Below are 17,832 nucleotides of genomic sequence, written 5' to 3'. Positions count from 1 at the left end.
AATACAACATAAGTGAAATAATTCTATGTATTATCTGCATTGATTGGAATAAATTATTTATTTTTTGCCTATACTGTTTGACAAATGGTACTGAAGTGAGGGGTAAAAAAATGTTATTTCTTCATGATGTTTGGGTAAATTGGTTTGAAGGTGAAGAGAACGGGTACAACGTCTGTCATTTTCATGAATGGAGAAAGGATGATAGCGTTGAACTCCTTGATCAGGTCCCCCTTTTAAAGGTTAATTCCTTACTTTTTGACTACATAGAAAATAACTTATCGGAGTTACCACCTGGTCTATTAAAAGATATTTTTCAAAAGGCTTATATAAGAAAAAACCATGAGAGAATTCAACTAGATTACTGCTTTATCGTTACAGACGGAATTGGAATATTAGCAGTAGACACAATCGGATATACAATTCCAATTCGCAAAAGCCGGATTATTCCACGTCAGGAGCAGCTTGTATTTGAAATGGTAAAGGATATTGAGCCTGAAGAATATTCGACTGAATTCATGAAAAATGGATCAGAAGAAAAGGACTATCATATTTTGTCATTAGCACCAGAGTATGTACGTGGTTTAACAAGAAAAGAACGACAATTAAAACAGCTTTTATTTATGGCTCTTGATCAATTACAAGGGACGAAAAATGCAGCAGAGGTTAAGTATTGGTACACCGAATGGAACCCTACTATGTATGGTGACATTCAGGAAAGAGAATTTAATGAAGTATGGCAAAAGCTATATGAAGAAACATTGCATGGATGGTCTCATAAGCATATTCAACTATGTGAACGCCTAATTAAGGGACAACCTTTCTTTGAAAAGCTCTGGGATATGGAGCATGAATCAAAGGTTAACTAGTGTGGACAAGCTAAGAAACCATTTAAAAAGACGATGTGAGCGAATGTTGATTAACATTCAGCTCACATTTTTTTATCGTTTAGGAAATTACAAAATTCTTGAACTGTGGATAAGCGCACGACATCCAGCTCCAGCGCCTAGCCCCTCTAGGGTCTAGCTAATTTAGAATTGAAGGCAAAGAACGCCTTCTATTCTAAATCATCTTATTTGCACGAGGCTGATCAAGGCGCTTGCGCTTTTGTTCTATTTGAAATAATATAGTTTAGTCAATTTGATTGGCAATTATCAGGTGGGAATCATGATGGTGAAATAGCGGAGTAAATATTAAATACAAATATTATTGGTTTTGAATAATTCGTTTTAATTCCTTTATATCTGATTCTTGTTGAATCGAGCGGTATGATAGAGTTTCCATAAGAAGCTGTTGTCTTTCTTGAATGCCTTCTAAAGCAGTTGTTTTAGCATTTGTCATTTCTTGAGATACTTTAATTGCAGAAACGATTGTTTTTACTTCAACTTGCTTTGCCTTAACATCACTCAACTCAATTTTCACAGCTTTGACTTCATCTTTAATTTCTTTTATATCTTCTTTTACACCTGATAATTCCTTTAAGATGAGATCCAGTTTTTCCTCCATTTTATTTACCTCCTTTCCTTTTACATTTTACCACATTTTTTTACAGTAGATGAATTCTAAAAATGAAATAAAGCCCCTATCAATGAAGAAAAAATAGGAGCAAAAAACAAAGTTGTTTGAGTAAAATTAATTTTATACCGTCAAAAATTATTATTTCCGCTTTCGACCAAGTCCCATCGCATTTTCCATTTTCTTCACCATTTTACTTGCAACAGCATTCGCTTTTTCAGCACCTTGGTCTAATATTCGATCTAATTCATCAGATTCCATCAGTTGTTTATATCTTTCTTGAATTGGTGTTAATGTCTTTACAACCACTTCTGCAACATCATTTTTAAAATCTCCATAGCCTTTACCTTCATACCTTGCTTCAATTTGCTCGATTGATTCATTATTTAATATGGAGTAGATAGACAAAAGATTCGAAACACCAGGCTTATTTTCTTTGTCATATTTCACGATTCCATCTGAGTCAGTTACGGCACTTTTGATCTTTTTTTCGATTTGCTTTGGTTCATCTAATAATGTAATGAATGCTTTTTGGTTTGCATCTGATTTACTCATTTTCTTAGTAGGTTCTGCAAGGGACATAATTCGAGCACCTACTTTTGGTATGCGTACTTCAGGAATTGTAAAGATGTCATTATATTTTTTGTTAAATCGTTCAGCTAAATCTCTCGTTAATTCTAAATGTTGTTTCTGGTCCTCGCCTACAGGTACTAAATCAGTATTATATAGCAGGATGTCTGCAGCCATTAATGGAGGATATGTGAGAAGCCCAGCTGAAACAGCTTCTTTTCCCTGAGATTTATCTTTAAACTGGGTCATTCTTTCGAGTTCACCGATATAAGCGACACATTGTAACATCCAACCTGCTTGGGCGTGAGCTGGAACCTCTGATTGAATGAAAAGTGTCACTTTATCTGGATCTAAGCCAACAGCTAGATAAAGTGCAGCAAGACTTTTAATGTTTTTTCTTAAAGCAAGTCGATCTTGAGCAACAGTAATCGCATGTTGATCAACGATACAGAAGTAACAATTATACTCATTTTGTAAATCGACAAACTGTTTCAATGCCCCAATATAATTCCCTAATGTAACTGAACCGCTTGGTTGAATACCTGAAAAAATTGTTTTCATTTTTATCCTCCTGATTTAATTAGTAATAAGTTTTAATGAAGTGAGTTTTGTACTTAGTGTTCGTGTCTAGCTACAGCACCTATCCCCTCGAGGTCACAAGCCGATTATCATTGAAAGGTAAAGAACACCTTTCTGTAATATCGTCTTGTTTGCCCTAGGCAGAGCAAGGCGCTTCCGCTTTTCAAATAAAAAAAGCCCACTCGTCCCCAATTATTGATAGGGACGATGGACCGCGGTGCCACCCTAATTATTTCTAAACAGTAGAAATCACTTCAATCTTTAACGCAAGATTACGTCTGCACGTACTATCTTCTGCACAGAAGCTCAAAAGTCCATTCCATACTGCACATTACCTGTTCGCAGCAACCACAGGCTCTCTTAAAATGAATCATGTATGTACTAATCTTTGTCATAGCTCAACTATTTTTTTCTTATTATAAGAAATAGAGTTAATTTTTGCAAATTGTTTTCAAGAAAAGGGCTATAAATAGTAAATAAAAAGAGCTACTAGCATGCTAGCTGTCATGAGAAGACCACAAAAAAGAATCGGAAAATGATCGAAATTCAATAACTCAGAGACTGGGGTCATTTCATTTATTTCCTTTTTTGATAGCTCTTGTCCCTTTGACACAAACATCCTGCGAAATCCATAAGAGATTCCATCAAAGAATCCACCTTTAACAGTCATGGTTAAAAGGGATAAGAATAATAAAGAACCTGCAATAACAAATGAAATATTTATGAAGGACAACAAAGTTAATTTTTGGTAAATGAAAAAAGAAAGTAAGATTGTTGTACATACAGACACAATAAATAGAGAAAAAGTTCTTTTTTGGAGCAATTTTCAACCACTCTCTTTCCAATATACGTTAATAACCATTATATCAAATGAAAGGTGGAGGAGCTAAAAATAGAAATAAAGTTATTCTAATAATGCAATTTGAATATACGTTCACAAGAATACTGTCGAATTTTGTAGTAATATGCATTTGGATAGGGAGAATATTTGTTACATTATGTAACCCTTTCCAAGTCAACGCGTTAAAGCGTTTGTAAGTAAAAAAGTTAAAGTTATGTAAAGCAAAGTAGGTATTTAGAACTATTTTTTTCTCTTGAATTCTTAATATTGTTGCATTTGTGTAAATTTTATTAAAAAAATAAATGCACAATTGTTTGAATACTTGTATAATAGCGTTGTAAGTACAACTTGTATAAATAAAAGGGAGGTCTATTAGTGAAAAGGTCGAAATTTTTTCTACTTTTAGCTTTAACACTAGTACTCAGTATGTTCTTAGCAGCATGTAATGGTGGCGGGGATACTGGGAAAGAGACAGATACTGGTGCTGATGAAGGCAAAGAAGCAACACAAGAAATTAAAGCATTAGAATCACAAGCGATTCCATCAATGGATAGCGTTATGGCTCAAGATACAGTTAGTTTCACTACAATGAACAATGTAATGGAAGGATTATATCGTCTTGATCCTAACCAAGAAGTAGTTCCTGGTATGGCTGACGGTGATCCAGAAGTTAGTGAAGACGGAACTGTTTACACATTTAAATTAAGAGATGCAAAATGGTCTAATGGTGATCCTGTAACCGCTAACGACTTTGTTTATGCTTGGCAACGAGCAATTAATCCAGAAAATGCTTCACCTTATGGCCCATACATGATGGATGGGAAAATTAAAGGTGCTGCTGAAATTTCTGCTGCTGGAGCAGAGAAAAAAGAATATGAACTTAACACTTTAGGTGTTAAAGCAATTGATGAAAAAACACTTGAAGTTACATTAGAGAGACCAATTCCTTACTTTAAATCTTTAATGGCTTTCCCAACGTTCTATCCACAAAACCAAAAGTTTGTTGAAGAACAAGGTGAAAATTACGCAAAAACTGCTGAAAACCTAGTATATAACGGACCATTCGTTTTATCTGACTGGGGTGGAAGCACTGCTTCTTCATGGACTTACTCTAAAAATAAAGACTATTGGGATGCAGAAACAGTTAAGCTAGAAACAGTTCAATGGAATGTATTGAAGGATTCACAGTCATCTGCAAATGCTTTTGAAACTGGTGAAGCTGATGTTACAGGAAAACTTTCTTCTGACATCGTTCCTCAATATGAAGGTGATGAAAGATTAGTTAACTGGTTAGAGCCAACTATTTTCTGGCTTAAATTTAACCAAAAAGAAAATGATGCATTGAAAAATCCAGATATTCGTAAAGCGATTGCACAAGCAATTAACAAAGAAGATTACGTTAACAGTGTATTAAACAATGGTTCAATTGTTGCGAACTATGCTGTTCCTAAAGAATTCGCTAAAAATGAAGAAACGGGAAAAGACTTCCGTGAAATTAATGGTGATGAATTATTACCTTATAATGTAGATGAAGCGAAAAAAGCTTGGGAAAAAGGCTTAGCAGCTATTGGAAAAGATACAGTTGAAGTAAGATACTTAGGTGATGATACTGAAAGTGCTAAGAAAACTGCTGAATACATTAAAAACCAATTAGAAACAAATCTTCCAGGTTTAAAACTTAAAGTTGAAAGCGTACCATTTAGTGTACGTTTAGACCGTGAAAATTCTCAGGATTATGATATCCAATTAGCTGGTTGGGGTCCTGACTACTTAGATCCAATGACTTTCTCTGACTTATGGTTAACTGGCGGAGGAAACAATAAGATGGATTACTCTAATGAGAAGTATGATAAGTTAGTAAAAGATGCTCAAACAACTTTAGCTCAAAAACCAGTAGAGCGTTATGATGCTCTTGCTGAAGCTGAGAAAATTTTGCTTGAAGAAGACGCTGCGATTGCACCACTTTATCAACGTTCTTCAAACGTATTAGTAAGTGAGAAGGTTGATGGATTCACTTATCATTTAGTAGGTCCAGAATATAGCTTTAAATGGACATCTGTAAAATAATACGTTTTTAATTAATTTTGTCTAATTATTACAATGACTACCTTGGTTGAAAGAGAGTATGTTGATTGTCAATATACTCTCTTTTCCCTTGCTGGAAAATTGTCGAACTTTGTAGAAAATTCAAAATCTTTGGGAGGTGCACTCATATGGTGAAATACTTAACTCAACGTATATTTTATATGATCATTACTCTATTTTTAATTGGCACGTTTACATTTTTCCTCATGAAAATTATCCCTGGTACGCCTTTTACGAATGCTGGTAAATTATCTGAAACACAGCTTACCATCATGAAAGACAAGTATGGTTTAGATGAGCCAATGCCAGTTCAATATATGAACTATATGGTGAATATGTTGAAAGGAGACTTAGGTGTTTCATTTCAATTCGATAATGTAGGTGTTACTGAAATTCTTTTAAATAGCATTGGTCCATCCGCAACACTTGGGTTTCAAGCAATTCTATTTGGAACAATTTTTGGAATTATTTTAGGAGTTATCTCAGCATTAAAACAGAATACATGGGTTGATTATAGTTCTACATTTATCGCAGTTTTAGGAAAATCAATACCTTCCTTCGTATTTGCGGGATTATTACAATATTATATAGGTGTAAAATTAGGTTGGTTCCCTGTTGCGTTTTGGCGAGGACCAGAATATACGGTGTTACCAACAATTGCTTTAGCGATGTTTCCGATTGCTACTGCAGCCAGGTTTGTTAGAACCGAAATGGTAGAGGTATTAGAATCTGATTACATTACCTTAGCAAAGGCAAAAGGTGCAAGCTGGTTTGATATCGCGTTTAAGCATGCACTCCGAAATGCATTAATTCCGGTAGTCACTGTTTTAGGACCATTGGTTGTAAGTTTAATGACTGGCTCATTAGTAATTGAAAAAATATTTGGTATTCCAGGTCTGGGTGAGCAATTCGTTAAATCCATTACAGTAAATGATTACCCTGTCATCATGGGTACAACTATCCTATTTGCGGTACTATTCGTTGTTGTTATCTTAATTGTAGACATACTATATGGAATTATTGATCCGCGGATTCGATTAGCGGGAGGGAAAAAATAATGGCACAAGAAAAAATAACAAAAGACATGTTTACTCCCGCTCAAATAGATGCTAATAAAAGTGAAGAGATTTCAAAACCAAGTCTTAATTATTGGCAAGATGCATGGTTACGAGTGAGGAAAAATAAAGGAGCGATTGTTAGTTTAGTTGTATTAGTCTTATTAACAATAATGGCTCTTGTAGGTCCACATATTAATGATTATGGATATGATGATCAAAATTTAAAACACAATAATTTACCACCAAGAATTCCTGTTTTAGAGAATGTTAGCTGGTTACCATTTGATGGTGATTTAGAAAGAAGAAATGGCGATGTTTACAATGTATATGAGCAAAAGAATGTTGACGAATATTATTGGTTAGGCACTGATAGTCTAGGTCGTGATCTCTTTACACGTGTATGGAAAGGAACACAAGTTTCTTTATATATCGCTGTATTAGCTGCAGTTATAGACATGGTTATTGGTGTTTTATATGGTGCTGTTTCTGGGTTTGTTGGTGGTCGAACAGATAATATTATGCAACGTATTACAGAAATATTAGTTGGGATTCCAAACCTAGTTGTCGTAATCCTAATGATTATTGTATTAGATCCAGGTATTTTATCTATTACAATAGCGTTAACGATTACTGGATGGGTCGGAATGGCAAGGGTAGTGCGTGCTCAAGTAATGAAATTAAAGCAACAAGAATATGTTTTAGCGGCTAGAACACTGGGACTTGCAAATGGGAAAATTATTTGGAAGCATCTACTACCTAATTTAGCTGGTGTAATTATCATTAATACGATGTTTACAATTCCAAATGCTATTTTCTTTGAAGCATTTTTAAGTTTCATTGGTTTAGGGTTACAGCCACCATTAGCATCATTAGGTACTCTTATTGATGACGGCTTTAAAGTACTTCAATTATACCCTTATCAAATGATTATACCGGCAGTAGTAATCAGTTTAATTATGATCTGTTTTAACATGATTGCAGATGGACTACGCGATGCTTTAGATCCGAAAATGCGTGACTAAAAAGGTAGGTGAATAATAATGGAAAAAATCTTAGAGGTTAAAGACTTACACATTTCATTCCATACGTTTTCAGGAGAAGTACAGGCAATTCGAGGAGTCGATTTTGATTTACTCAAAGGTGAGACTTTAGCAATTGTTGGTGAATCTGGATCAGGTAAATCTGTAACAACAAAAGCGATTATGCGCTTGTTACCTGAATCAAACTCTGAAATTAAGAACGGTGAAATACTCTTTGAAGGCAAAGATTTAGCCAAGTTATCTAATAAAGCAATGCAAAAAATCCGTGGGAAAGATATATCAATGATTTTCCAAGATCCGATGACATCGTTAAATCCCACAATGAAAATTGGAAAGCAAATCATTGAGCCAATTGTTAAGCATCAAAATTTAAGTAAGAGTGCTGCAAAAGAACGTGCGATTGATTTGTTAAGATTAGTTGGTATTCCACAACCAGAAGCTCGTTTTAATCAATATCCACATCAATTCTCTGGTGGGATGAGACAAAGGGTCGTTATTGCCATTGCTCTTGCATGTAATCCAAAGGTTTTAATTGCTGATGAGCCAACAACAGCATTGGACGTTACGATTCAAGCGCAAATTTTAGAACTTATGAAAGAGTTACAAAAGAAGATTGATACATCAATTGTTTTTATTACTCATGACCTTGGTGTGGTAGCAAACGTAGCCGATCGAGTTGCCGTTATGTATGGTGGGAAAATTGTTGAGATTGGTACAGTTGACGAGGTATTCTATAATCCACAACATCCTTATACATGGGGATTAATTAGTTCAATGCCGAGCCTTGATACTGAAGATGAGGAACTATATGCTATTCCTGGAACTCCACCAAATTTATTGCATCCTCCAAAAGGTGATGCCTTCGCACCTCGTAATGAGTATGTGATGAAAATTGATTTGGAAGAGCAGCCACCAATGTTTAAGGTATCTGATACACATTATGCAGCAACATGGTTACTTCACCCCGACGCGCCAAAGGTAGAACCACCTGCTGCGGTAAAACGACGTCAACGTCAATTCCCTGAAAAAAAGGAGGGAAACTAAGGTGGCGAATAAAGAAAAACTAGTAGAAATAAAAAATCTAAAACAATACTTTAACGTAGGTAAACCTAACGAAGTTAAAGCGGTTGATAATATTTCTTTTGATATTTATAAAGGTGAGACGTTAGGATTAGTTGGTGAATCTGGCTGCGGAAAATCAACGACCGGAAGAACAATTATTCGTTTATATGATGCAACAGATGGTGAAGTCATATTTGATGGAACGGATGTTCATGGGAAAAAATCAAGATCTCAGCTAAAGGAATTCAACCGAAAAATGCAAATGATCTTTCAGGACCCTCAGGCATCGTTGAATCCGAGAATGAAGGTCTCAGATATTATTGCTGAAGGTATTGATATTCATGGTCTTGCTAAATCTAAAACAGAACGAATGAATCGAGTAATTGAACTTCTTGAAACTGTCGGTTTAAACAAAGAGCATGCAAATCGTTACCCACATGAATTTAGTGGTGGACAACGTCAACGAATTGGAATTGCTCGTGCACTTGCTGTGGAACCGGAATTTATTATTGCTGATGAACCAATCTCGGCTCTTGATGTCTCCATCCAAGCACAGGTTGTAAACTTAATGAGGAAACTTCAAAAGGAAAAAGGGCTAACTTATTTATTCATTGCCCATGACCTTTCAATGGTTAAGTACATTAGTGATCGTATTGGAGTTATGTATTTTGGAAAGCTAGTTGAGCTAGCTGATGCTAATGAACTTTACAATAATCCAATTCATCCATATACACAGTCGTTATTATCGGCAATTCCACTTCCTGATCCCGATTATGAACGCACCCGTGTTAGGAAAACATATAATCCAAGCATGCACAATTACAAGCCAGATGAAGAAGTTGAATTCCGTGAAGTGAAGCCAGGTCACTTTGTAATGTGTTCACAAACGGAATTTGCTCAATATAAAAAACAGTATTCATAAATAATTAGAGGTTGCCTTTGGTATTTAAGGGCAATCTTTTTTGTTGTTAACAGGGATGTTGAAAGACTGGTCCGGATATTGTGACAAGCCTTGCATCTATTTTTAAGGCTGTTTTCTAAGAGATTGTTGCTATTAGGTGAGACCCCGCAGGCGTTTTCACCGATGAGGCTCACCGCCCGCCCCGCGGAAAGCGAGCAACTGTAGCGGAAATCAACCACGCTACATTACTTGGTAAATAGCAACAAGGTTCGGCGAAAACAGCCATTTTTAAAAACCTAAAAGTTTTCTTTATCTTCATAGGACATGTTGCATATAATATACGACAAGCTTTTTTTAAACAGATACATGAACCCTAATATAAATCCTACTAACTAATCTATATAGGCTTGATTATTTTCTATATAATAAAAATAGAAATTAAAATGGGGGATTACTAATGCGTTATCATAACAAGGTTCAAATGATCATCACAATTTTTTTCATATATATCGTCTTTTTGCCAACAAATTCTCATGCGGAAACAAACCTAGGGATTAAACAACATGTACAAAACAAATTACTTCTAGAAGTTAAGACTCTACCAAAGTCTATCCCAAGGTTTGCCTTTGATTCTGGTTTTTCCTTTACATATCCTGATGCGGTTCGTGGTGTTTATGTAACAGGGCATTCTGCAGGTGGTACAACATTTGAAAAACTTACTTCTTTGATGAAAAATTCAGAACTAAATGCAATGGTAATTGATATAAAAGATGACTATGGAAATTTAACGTATCTGCCAGAGAAGTCATCACCCTTTTATCCGATAAGCAAAAATTATATTAAAGATCCAAAAAAAGTTCTTAAAACGTTAGAAAAGGAACAAATCTATCCGATTGCTAGAGTTGTTGTTTTTAAGGATACTGTTTTGGCGACTGAAAATCCTGAATGGTCGTTTAAAGACGGAGAAAAGGTTTGGAAAAATGGCAGAGGTGAGTCATTTGTAAACCCGTTTCTACAAGAAGTATGGGACTATAATGTAAATATAGCAATAGAAGCAGCGAAGCTTGGTTTTCAAGAAATCCAATTTGATTATGTTCGGTTTCCAGAAGGCTTTGAGCGAAGAGATGGTGAATTAACGTTTAGCGAAGGGAAATACGCTAAATCCAATCAAGATAATGTTCAAAAACGAGTAACAGCTGTTACAGATTTTGTTGCATATGCTAAAGAAAAATTAGAACCATATGGAATTAAGGTTTCTGTTGATATTTTTGGCTATACAGCAACTCTCCCAGAAGCACCAGGAATAGGGCAAAACTTCTCAAAAATTTCTGAACATGTAGATGTTATTTCCTCAATGATTTACCCAAGTCATTGGACATCTTATTTTGGAATATCAAAGCCTGATCTTGAACCATATCGACTGATTACAGAATATGCAAAATTAGAAAGCAAAAAACTTGAACAACTTAAAAATAAACCAATCTCCAGACCTTGGATTCAAGATTTTACAGCATCCTACTTAGGAAAAGGCAATTATCAACAATACGGGAAAGAAGAGGTTGAAGCTCAAATTAAAGCTTTAAATGAGCAGGGAATTAACGAGTTTCTTTTATGGAATGCAGGTAATACATATACACAAGGTGTTGACTATACTCCTTTAACTAAATAAACATAGACTCTAGGTTAGATGAAAATATCTAGCCTTTTTTCTATGTGAATTTGTACAATCGCAAGTTAGAGAGTAAAAAAGTCAGTCTTGTTCAAAAATAAGTGAGAGTGGTTCAATAAATGCAAAAAGTGGTCCTATCCATTAGTGAAGTTGTTCAATACTCTAAAAAGTGGTTCAATCAGACTCCATCTACTTGTTACCACCATACTTATTACCGCTACAATTGATAAATTTACCATGTTTATCCTAAAAAAAAGAAGGGTATATCTAAACATGGGAGAATTTATTAAAGATGAAAACAAAAGGGAGTAGATCAATGAACTGGTATGAGAAGTTGAATCAGTATTTTCCCATTGAAGAAATGAAATCGAAGGCACATATGGAAGCTTTACTTGAAGAAAGAGCTGACATTTATCATAAGGATGAAGGGAAACACCATGTGATGATGTATGTTGAGCTTAATGATTTTATTTTTATCGACTACATTTTTGTTTCTAAAGATGCTCGTGGTGAAGGACTTGGCCATAAGCTTTTAGAAAAGCTAAAGAAAAAAGGGAAACCTATTATCCTTGAAGTAGAGCCTGTTAACTATGAAGACACAGATACTGAGAAAAGATTAAAGTTTTATCAAAGGGAGGACTTTAAACATGCTGATACCATTGGCTATGAACGCCGCTCTCTTGCTACTAATGAGGTAAACAAAATGGAAATCCTTTATTGGGCCCCAAATGACGAATCAGAAGAACATATTTATGAAGCAATGAAAAAAACGTACAACATGATTCATACCTTCAAAGATAAAGAGTTATATGGTGAGTCATACCAGCCGGTCAGCGAAGTATTGACTTTGGCTGAGGAAGGTAAAAACAAGAATATTTTCGATGAGCTTAGTTAATTGAGAATGAAAACCTAAAGGGTAGTGAGATAAAAGTCTACATAAATTTCATTGTTTAAAAAATATTCCTTTCTAGAACATCAGTTATATTTAAGGTTTCTTAATGTTTGTAATGGTTTTGTCACACTTTTAATTCAATTTCTATATGCATACTTACTTTTTTATAGTATAATCAAAATATGATTTCTTATTTAAAGTAATTTTAATTTCAATATACGTTTTGGTTTGATTGTAAACTCATTCTATAATAGAGGAGTGAAGGATGAATGGTTACATTATATACATCACCAAGCTGTACTTCATGTAGAAAAGCGAAAGCATGGTTGGAAGAACATGACATATCATACACTGAGCGAAATATTTTTTCAGAGCCATTGACGAAACAAGAAATAAAAGAAATATTAAGAATGACTGAGGATGGCACAGATGAAATTATTTCAACTCGCTCAAAGACTTTTCAAAAATTAAATATCAACCTAGAGTCAATGCCATTGCAAGATTTATATAATCTTATTCAAGATAATCCAGGTCTGCTTCGCCGACCAATTATTATTGATGAAAAAAGACTTCAGGTAGGTTATAACGAAGACGAAATTCGTCGTTTCCTTCCACGCCGTGTGCGTACTTATCAGCTTAAAGAAGCACAGCGTTTAGTTAACTAAACGGAACTATATAAGAGGCAGATTCTAAATATACAACTCTAATTAACATGATAAAATCAGAACATCATGTTAATTAGAGTTATTCATTAGAGTCTGCCTCTTCCTATTTTTATTTTATAGTCATGTATGTGAGCCCATTATGCGTTTAGGATTCACTTGTCAACTTGTGAGCTTATTATTTGTTGATATAAGACCCCTGCAAACAGAATAAACGCTGTTGTTAAGTAAGGTATACTTTGTGCAAGTAGGGGATGTGACATATAGATGGATTGAAGTTGGTACTCCTGGGTAATCATCTTTCCAGCAGTATAGGCAAGCAGTCCTCCACCAACATAAATGAGCATTGGGTATTTTGTAAGTAAAGTAAGAATGATTTTACTTCCCCAAATTATAATAGGTATTGAGATTAATAATCCTAAAGCAACAAGAACCATATGCCCCTGTGCAGCACCTGCAACTGCAATAACATTATCAAATCCCATTAATAGATCCGCAATCACAATTGTCTTTATAGCTTTCCAAAGTGATCCATGACTTTTTATGTTATTTGTATCATCATCTTTGCCAGTTAGTAAATGATAAGCAATATACATGAGGAAGACACCACCAACAAGCTGTAAAAAAGGTATCTCTAACAAATAAACAGCAATTAGTGTTATAAGGATGCGAAAGATAATCGCTAGCATGGTCCCTAATATGATGGCCTTACTTCGCTGAATAACGGGTAAATTACGACATGCCATTGCGATAACTACTGCATTATCAGCCCCAAGAATTAGATCAATTCCGATGATCACCAATAGTGATAAAAGAAACTCTTGTTCCATTTATAAACCCTCTTTCAGCTTAATGACTGCTCGTACATGTATATGAAAACAATCATAAAATATGATTAAAGAAACATATAGGTAAAATAACTGTTTTTGTAAAATCAGAGTTTTTTTATTTCCTTTAAGAACGTTTTATCATAAAATAGGAGTACAAGATTCTTTCATCATTGAAGGTTTTAAAAAGGTGTTGAATCGCCTCATGTCTTATGAGGATGATTTCTAACACTTTCTCTTTATCCACGATTAAATATAGAATATTTTGGGTAAAGTGTAGTAAAGTAAAGTACAACTACCCTAGAGGGGGGTTGTCCCTTCAACATCTTAAATAGAAGGGAAGGTTGAGTAATGGAAATTGAACGTATCAACGAAAATACCGTAAAGTTTTACATTTCGTATATGGATATAGAAGAACGTGGTTTTGATCGTGATGAAATTTGGTACAATCGTGATCGTAGCGAGGAACTTTTCTGGGAAATGATGGATGAAGTTCATGAGGAAGAGGAATTTATGGTTGAAGGTCCTCTTTGGATTCAAGTGCAGGCGCTTGATAAAGGCTTGGAAGTCATCGTAACAAAGGCTCAAGTGTCTAAAGATGGACAGAAGCTGGAACTCCCAATTTCAGATGATAAATTAAAAGAACTACCGATCGATGAAAATATCGAAACCTTGATGGAACATCATTTTAATAAACCCGATGACTCAAAAGATGGTCAAACGGAAGATTTTGAGCAACAGCTGCAATTTGTCTTTAGGTTTAATGATTTAGAAAACATAATTTCCTTGTCTAAATATTCGTTATCTACTGATATGACGAATCATTTATACTCACTTGACCAAAACTATTTTTTATATATCGAGTTTGATGATGAGGTAATTGATGAAGAAATAGAGAATACATTGAGTATAATACTCGAGTATGGACAAGAATCAAAGGTGACGATACATCGCCTTGAAGAATATGGGAACGTCATTGCGAAAGACTATGCATTAAACGTCATTAAAAAGCATTTTTCATAGCTAGTAAAGCCGATTTCATTTATGGAATCGGCTTTTTTTATCCATGAATTAAATATATTTGAGTGATAAGGTTTAATTAACGAATATAGTAATAAAATATGTGAAACTGCATTTTATGGCGTTTTAGAAAAAATCAAACCTGGATGATGTCGGAAGGCGATCTAAAGGTTTCGTTTCATCTAAATAAGGGAAGTAAGAATAAGAAAAGTCAAGGTGAAACCAATGAAGAATACATTTCGTTTTTTATTATTTATCGCAGTTATTGCTTCCGTTATATTACTGACTAAGAACCTATGGGGAGATATGGTTGTTACTACAGTAAGTGTCCTCTTTACATTGTCAATTATTTCTATATGTATTGTTATATTTCTTGAAAATCGTCATCCGTCACATACGATTACATGGTTGGTTGTTTTAGGTGGGTTTCCGTTAGTTGGCTTCTTTATCTATTTGTTTTTTGGAAGAAATATTAAAAAAAGACGTTTATTTGAGAAAAAAGCGTTAACCGATGAAAAGGCATTTTTGGAAATTGAGGGTAACCGATCGTCCTATCAAGATAAAATGGAGCATATGGGGGATCATCAGCAATTATTATTTAAACTAGCTCATCGTTTAGGGCATAGTCCAATCTCGTTTGGGACAAAAACAAAAGCGCTAACTGATGGAATTGAAACGTTTGACCATATCTTTAATGAATTAAAAAAGGCAAAGCATCATATCCATCTTGAATACTATATCATCAGGCATGACGAGGTGGGTCGGAAATTAAGGGATATGTTAATTGAAAAGGCACGGGAAGGTGTAGAGGTCCGCTTTCTTTACGATGCTGTTGGGTGCTGGAAGTTATCAAAAGATTATATTAAGGAACTTAGTAAAGCTGGTATAGAAATGGTTCCCTTTCTACCTGTCCGGATTCCTTTTTTAAATAACAAAATCAACTTTCGTAATCATAGAAAAATTATTGTAATCGATGGATCGGTTGGGTTTGTAGGAGGATTAAATGTAGGTGATGAGTATTTAGGGAAAAACAGCTATTTCGGTTATTGGCGTGATACCCATCTATTAATTAAAGGTGAGGCTGTAAGAACATTACAAATTATCTTTTTACAGGATTGGTATTACATGACCGATGAAAAATTGTTATCACATACCTATTTAACCACCACAATAGAGCAGCCAGAGCATACAGGAGGCGTGCAACTTATAGCTGGAGGACCTGATAATAAGTGGGATGTCATTAAAAATTTGTTTTTTTCAATGATTATTTCTGCGAAAGAATCAATTTGGATTGCCTCACCTTATTTCGTCCCAGATGAGGATATTCTATCTGCACTTAAGGTTGCGGCACTTAGTGGAATTGATGTAAGACTATTAGTGCCCAAGCGTCCTGATAAAAAAATTGTTTATTATGCTTCACGTTCCTATTTTCCTGAACTGCTTGAGGCAGGTGTAAAGGTGTATGAATATGAAAAAGGTTTTTTGCATAGTAAGATCATTATCGTTGATTATGAGCTAGCTTCTATAGGTACGGCTAATATGGATATGCGAAGCTTTCATTTAAATTTTGAGGTGAATGCATTCCTTTATCGGACAGGAAGCACCCAAAAACTTGTAAATGAGTATGTGAAGGATATAGAGCTTTCTAGAGCAATAAACATAGAGGAGTTTTCAAAGCGTCCATTTTATAAAAAGCTTTTTGAATCAACGGCTAGACTGTTATCTCCATTGCTTTAATTGTAGGGTGGCTAATGTAAATTAGTCAGCCTATTTTTTATTTTTAGATCTCTAAAATACGATTTCGCTAATTTGAAAGCTAAATAAAACTATGGATAATTAATTGTATCGAAAAAGGAGGTAATGATGTTTGTTTGTAGCTTATGATGAGAAAGGAATCTTAGTAAATGTAGCAGAAAAAAAGTGGACTAAGCAAGGATTAGTAAAGCTAAGAGAGCGTAATAATTTTATTTGTCCTACTTGTTCTAATGAGGTAGAGTTAAAAATCGGAACAATCATAACAGCGCATTTTGCACATAAAAAATTAACTGGCTGTACAATGAAAGGTGAGGCTGAAACGCAGTATCATATGAAAGGAAAAATAGATTTATTCGAATGGCTACAAAAGCAATCAATGATTACAGATGTTCAACTTGAACCGTATATAAGTACAATTAAACAGCGTCCAGATATTTTGTTCTCGAATGGTGATCAAGTCGTTCCGATTGAATTTCAATGCTCTACAATTGATTCAAATTTATTGATAAAGAGATCTTTACAGTATCGAAAGCTAGATATGAAGGTCTTGTGGATATTAGGAGCAAAATCACTAAAAAGAACAGGAACGATGTCATTTCAGCTTTCCCCTTTTCAATGGCTTTTCGCACGTTCGACAAATTTGCGAGACCCACTTACCTTATATTCTTACTGCTCAGATTTAAAATCATTTATCATCCTTCATTCGATCATTCCTTTTTCTCCACGCTCTGCTATTACTAACCATTCAACATACCCAATTCATTCAATTTCCTATCATAGTTTGGTCAACCAACAACCTAATAAAAAAACAATTATGGCAGCTTGGATTGATAAGATCAGAAGATTTCGGCAAAAAGCGATCAGATTTCAATCAAAAGACACGAAAGCTTTAAATCTCTTTCTTTATCAGGCTAAGCAATTGCCTTTAACGTATTTGCCATCTCTAGCTTTTCTTCCCCTAAATTCGAATTACTTAATAGAATCACCTGTTTATGTATGGCAAGGCTGGATCTTATTATATATTGAGGCCATACCATTGAATACCACTTTTACATTTCAAGATGTTTATTATTATTTAGCAAAGAAAGTCAAAGAAGGAATTATTTCTATTCGTAACTTACTAAGTGTAGATGTGCATTATTCCTTTGTTATTAAAGAGTATTTAATTCAGCTCTGCCATTTTTCAATCATAAAGCAAAAGCAAAAAAATCTATTTATCAAGCAAAGTACCATTGAATGGTCGAGACGGATTGAAGAATTATATAGTTCTGATGCGAATTTAAGAAATAATTATGACTAGCGAAAAAATCTCAGGTGAATAGCAATTATTTTTTTGAACAAATTAAAAGGGAGATATTA

General features: G+C 34.5%; 16 protein-coding genes and 1 other annotated feature. Of the genes, 12 read left to right on the top strand and 4 right to left on the bottom strand.

Features of this window, described 5'->3' with window-relative positions:
- The first annotated feature begins 110 nt into the window (after positions 1 to 110).
- A complete protein-coding gene (locus I7822_RS08075) occupies positions 111 to 866 on the top strand; it encodes a YjbA family protein (protein ID WP_207976772.1) in 756 nt (251 codons plus the stop codon).
- Positions 867 to 1,203: 337 nt separating this feature from the next.
- Here I7822_RS08075 and I7822_RS08070 read toward each other — a convergent pair whose 3' ends face one another.
- The 3 genes from I7822_RS08070 to I7822_RS08060 form a co-directional block, all read right to left on the bottom strand.
- The gene (locus I7822_RS08070) at positions 1,204 to 1,503 is read right to left on the bottom strand and encodes a hypothetical protein (RefSeq protein WP_207976770.1); all 300 of its coding nucleotides are present in this window, start codon (positions 1,501 to 1,503) and stop codon (positions 1,204 to 1,206) included.
- A gap of 150 nt (positions 1,504 to 1,653) precedes the next feature.
- A complete protein-coding gene (gene trpS / locus I7822_RS08065) occupies positions 1,654 to 2,643 on the bottom strand; it encodes a tryptophan--tRNA ligase (RefSeq protein WP_207976768.1) in 990 nt (329 codons plus the stop codon).
- Positions 2,644 to 2,858: 215 nt separating this feature from the next.
- Positions 2,859 to 3,065: a binding site (T-box leader), on the bottom strand.
- A gap of 59 nt (positions 3,066 to 3,124) precedes the next feature.
- Positions 3,125 to 3,484, bottom strand: a complete 360-nt coding sequence (locus I7822_RS08060; RefSeq protein WP_207976766.1) for a DUF3899 domain-containing protein — start codon at positions 3,482 to 3,484, stop codon at positions 3,125 to 3,127.
- A 393-nt stretch (positions 3,485 to 3,877) separates the two neighbouring features.
- Here I7822_RS08060 and I7822_RS08055 point away from each other — a divergent pair, with 393 nt between their 5' ends.
- From I7822_RS08055 to spxA, 8 genes are all read left to right on the top strand, one after another.
- Entirely contained in the window at positions 3,878 to 5,569 is a 1,692-nt protein-coding gene (locus tag I7822_RS08055; RefSeq protein ID WP_207976765.1) for a peptide ABC transporter substrate-binding protein, read from the top strand.
- A 146-nt stretch (positions 5,570 to 5,715) separates the two neighbouring features.
- Positions 5,716 to 6,645, top strand: coding sequence for an oligopeptide ABC transporter permease (gene opp3b / locus I7822_RS08050; protein WP_207976763.1), 930 nt, complete (start codon positions 5,716 to 5,718; stop codon positions 6,643 to 6,645).
- A complete protein-coding gene (opp3C, locus tag I7822_RS08045) occupies positions 6,645 to 7,667 on the top strand; it encodes an oligopeptide ABC transporter permease (RefSeq protein WP_207976761.1) in 1,023 nt (340 codons plus the stop codon). The genes opp3b and opp3C overlap by 1 nt, the downstream gene beginning before the upstream one ends.
- Positions 7,668 to 7,685: 18 nt before the next feature.
- The gene (locus I7822_RS08040; RefSeq protein ID WP_207976759.1) at positions 7,686 to 8,729 is read left to right on the top strand and encodes an ABC transporter ATP-binding protein; all 1,044 of its coding nucleotides are present in this window, start codon (positions 7,686 to 7,688) and stop codon (positions 8,727 to 8,729) included.
- A gap of 1 nt (position 8,730) precedes the next feature.
- A complete protein-coding gene (locus I7822_RS08035) occupies positions 8,731 to 9,669 on the top strand; it encodes an ABC transporter ATP-binding protein (RefSeq protein ID WP_207976757.1) in 939 nt (312 codons plus the stop codon).
- A 436-nt stretch (positions 9,670 to 10,105) separates the two neighbouring features.
- Positions 10,106 to 11,317: a putative glycoside hydrolase gene (locus tag I7822_RS08030; RefSeq protein ID WP_243459349.1), complete on the top strand. Its 1,212-nt coding sequence runs from the start codon at positions 10,106 to 10,108 to the stop codon at positions 11,315 to 11,317.
- Between the two features lie 316 nt (positions 11,318 to 11,633).
- Positions 11,634 to 12,212, top strand: coding sequence for a GNAT family N-acetyltransferase (locus I7822_RS08025; RefSeq protein ID WP_207976755.1), 579 nt, complete (start codon positions 11,634 to 11,636; stop codon positions 12,210 to 12,212).
- Positions 12,213 to 12,478: 266 nt separating this feature from the next.
- The gene (spxA, locus tag I7822_RS08020) at positions 12,479 to 12,874 is read left to right on the top strand and encodes a transcriptional regulator SpxA (protein WP_066336328.1); all 396 of its coding nucleotides are present in this window, start codon (positions 12,479 to 12,481) and stop codon (positions 12,872 to 12,874) included.
- Positions 12,875 to 13,026: 152 nt separating this feature from the next.
- Here spxA and I7822_RS08015 read toward each other — a convergent pair whose 3' ends face one another.
- Positions 13,027 to 13,701: a TerC family protein gene (locus I7822_RS08015; protein WP_207976753.1), complete on the bottom strand. Its 675-nt coding sequence runs from the start codon at positions 13,699 to 13,701 to the stop codon at positions 13,027 to 13,029.
- Positions 13,702 to 14,049: 348 nt separating this feature from the next.
- On the opposite strand from I7822_RS08015, the gene mecA reads away from it, so the two are divergent.
- The 3 genes from mecA (at position 14,050) to I7822_RS08000 (ending at position 17,773) form a co-directional block, all read left to right on the top strand.
- Positions 14,050 to 14,721 carry an adaptor protein MecA gene (mecA, locus tag I7822_RS08010; RefSeq protein WP_207976751.1) on the top strand — a complete coding sequence of 224 codons (672 nt, stop codon included), beginning with the start codon at positions 14,050 to 14,052 and terminating at the stop codon, positions 14,719 to 14,721.
- A gap of 222 nt (positions 14,722 to 14,943) precedes the next feature.
- On the top strand, positions 14,944 to 16,455 hold the full coding sequence (gene cls, locus I7822_RS08005) for a cardiolipin synthase (RefSeq protein WP_207976750.1): 1,512 nt from the start codon (positions 14,944 to 14,946) through the stop codon (positions 16,453 to 16,455).
- A 130-nt stretch (positions 16,456 to 16,585) separates the two neighbouring features.
- A complete protein-coding gene (locus tag I7822_RS08000; RefSeq protein ID WP_207976748.1) occupies positions 16,586 to 17,773 on the top strand; it encodes a competence protein CoiA in 1,188 nt (395 codons plus the stop codon).
- Positions 17,774 to 17,832: the final 59 nt, after the last annotated feature.

The organism is Metabacillus bambusae (assembly GCF_017497975.1).
GTDB classification, from domain to species: Bacteria; Bacillota; Bacilli; order Bacillales; family Bacillaceae; genus Metabacillus; species Metabacillus bambusae.
Note: the sequence above shows the minus strand (reverse complement) of the source record. Positions and strands in the feature narration are given on the sequence as shown.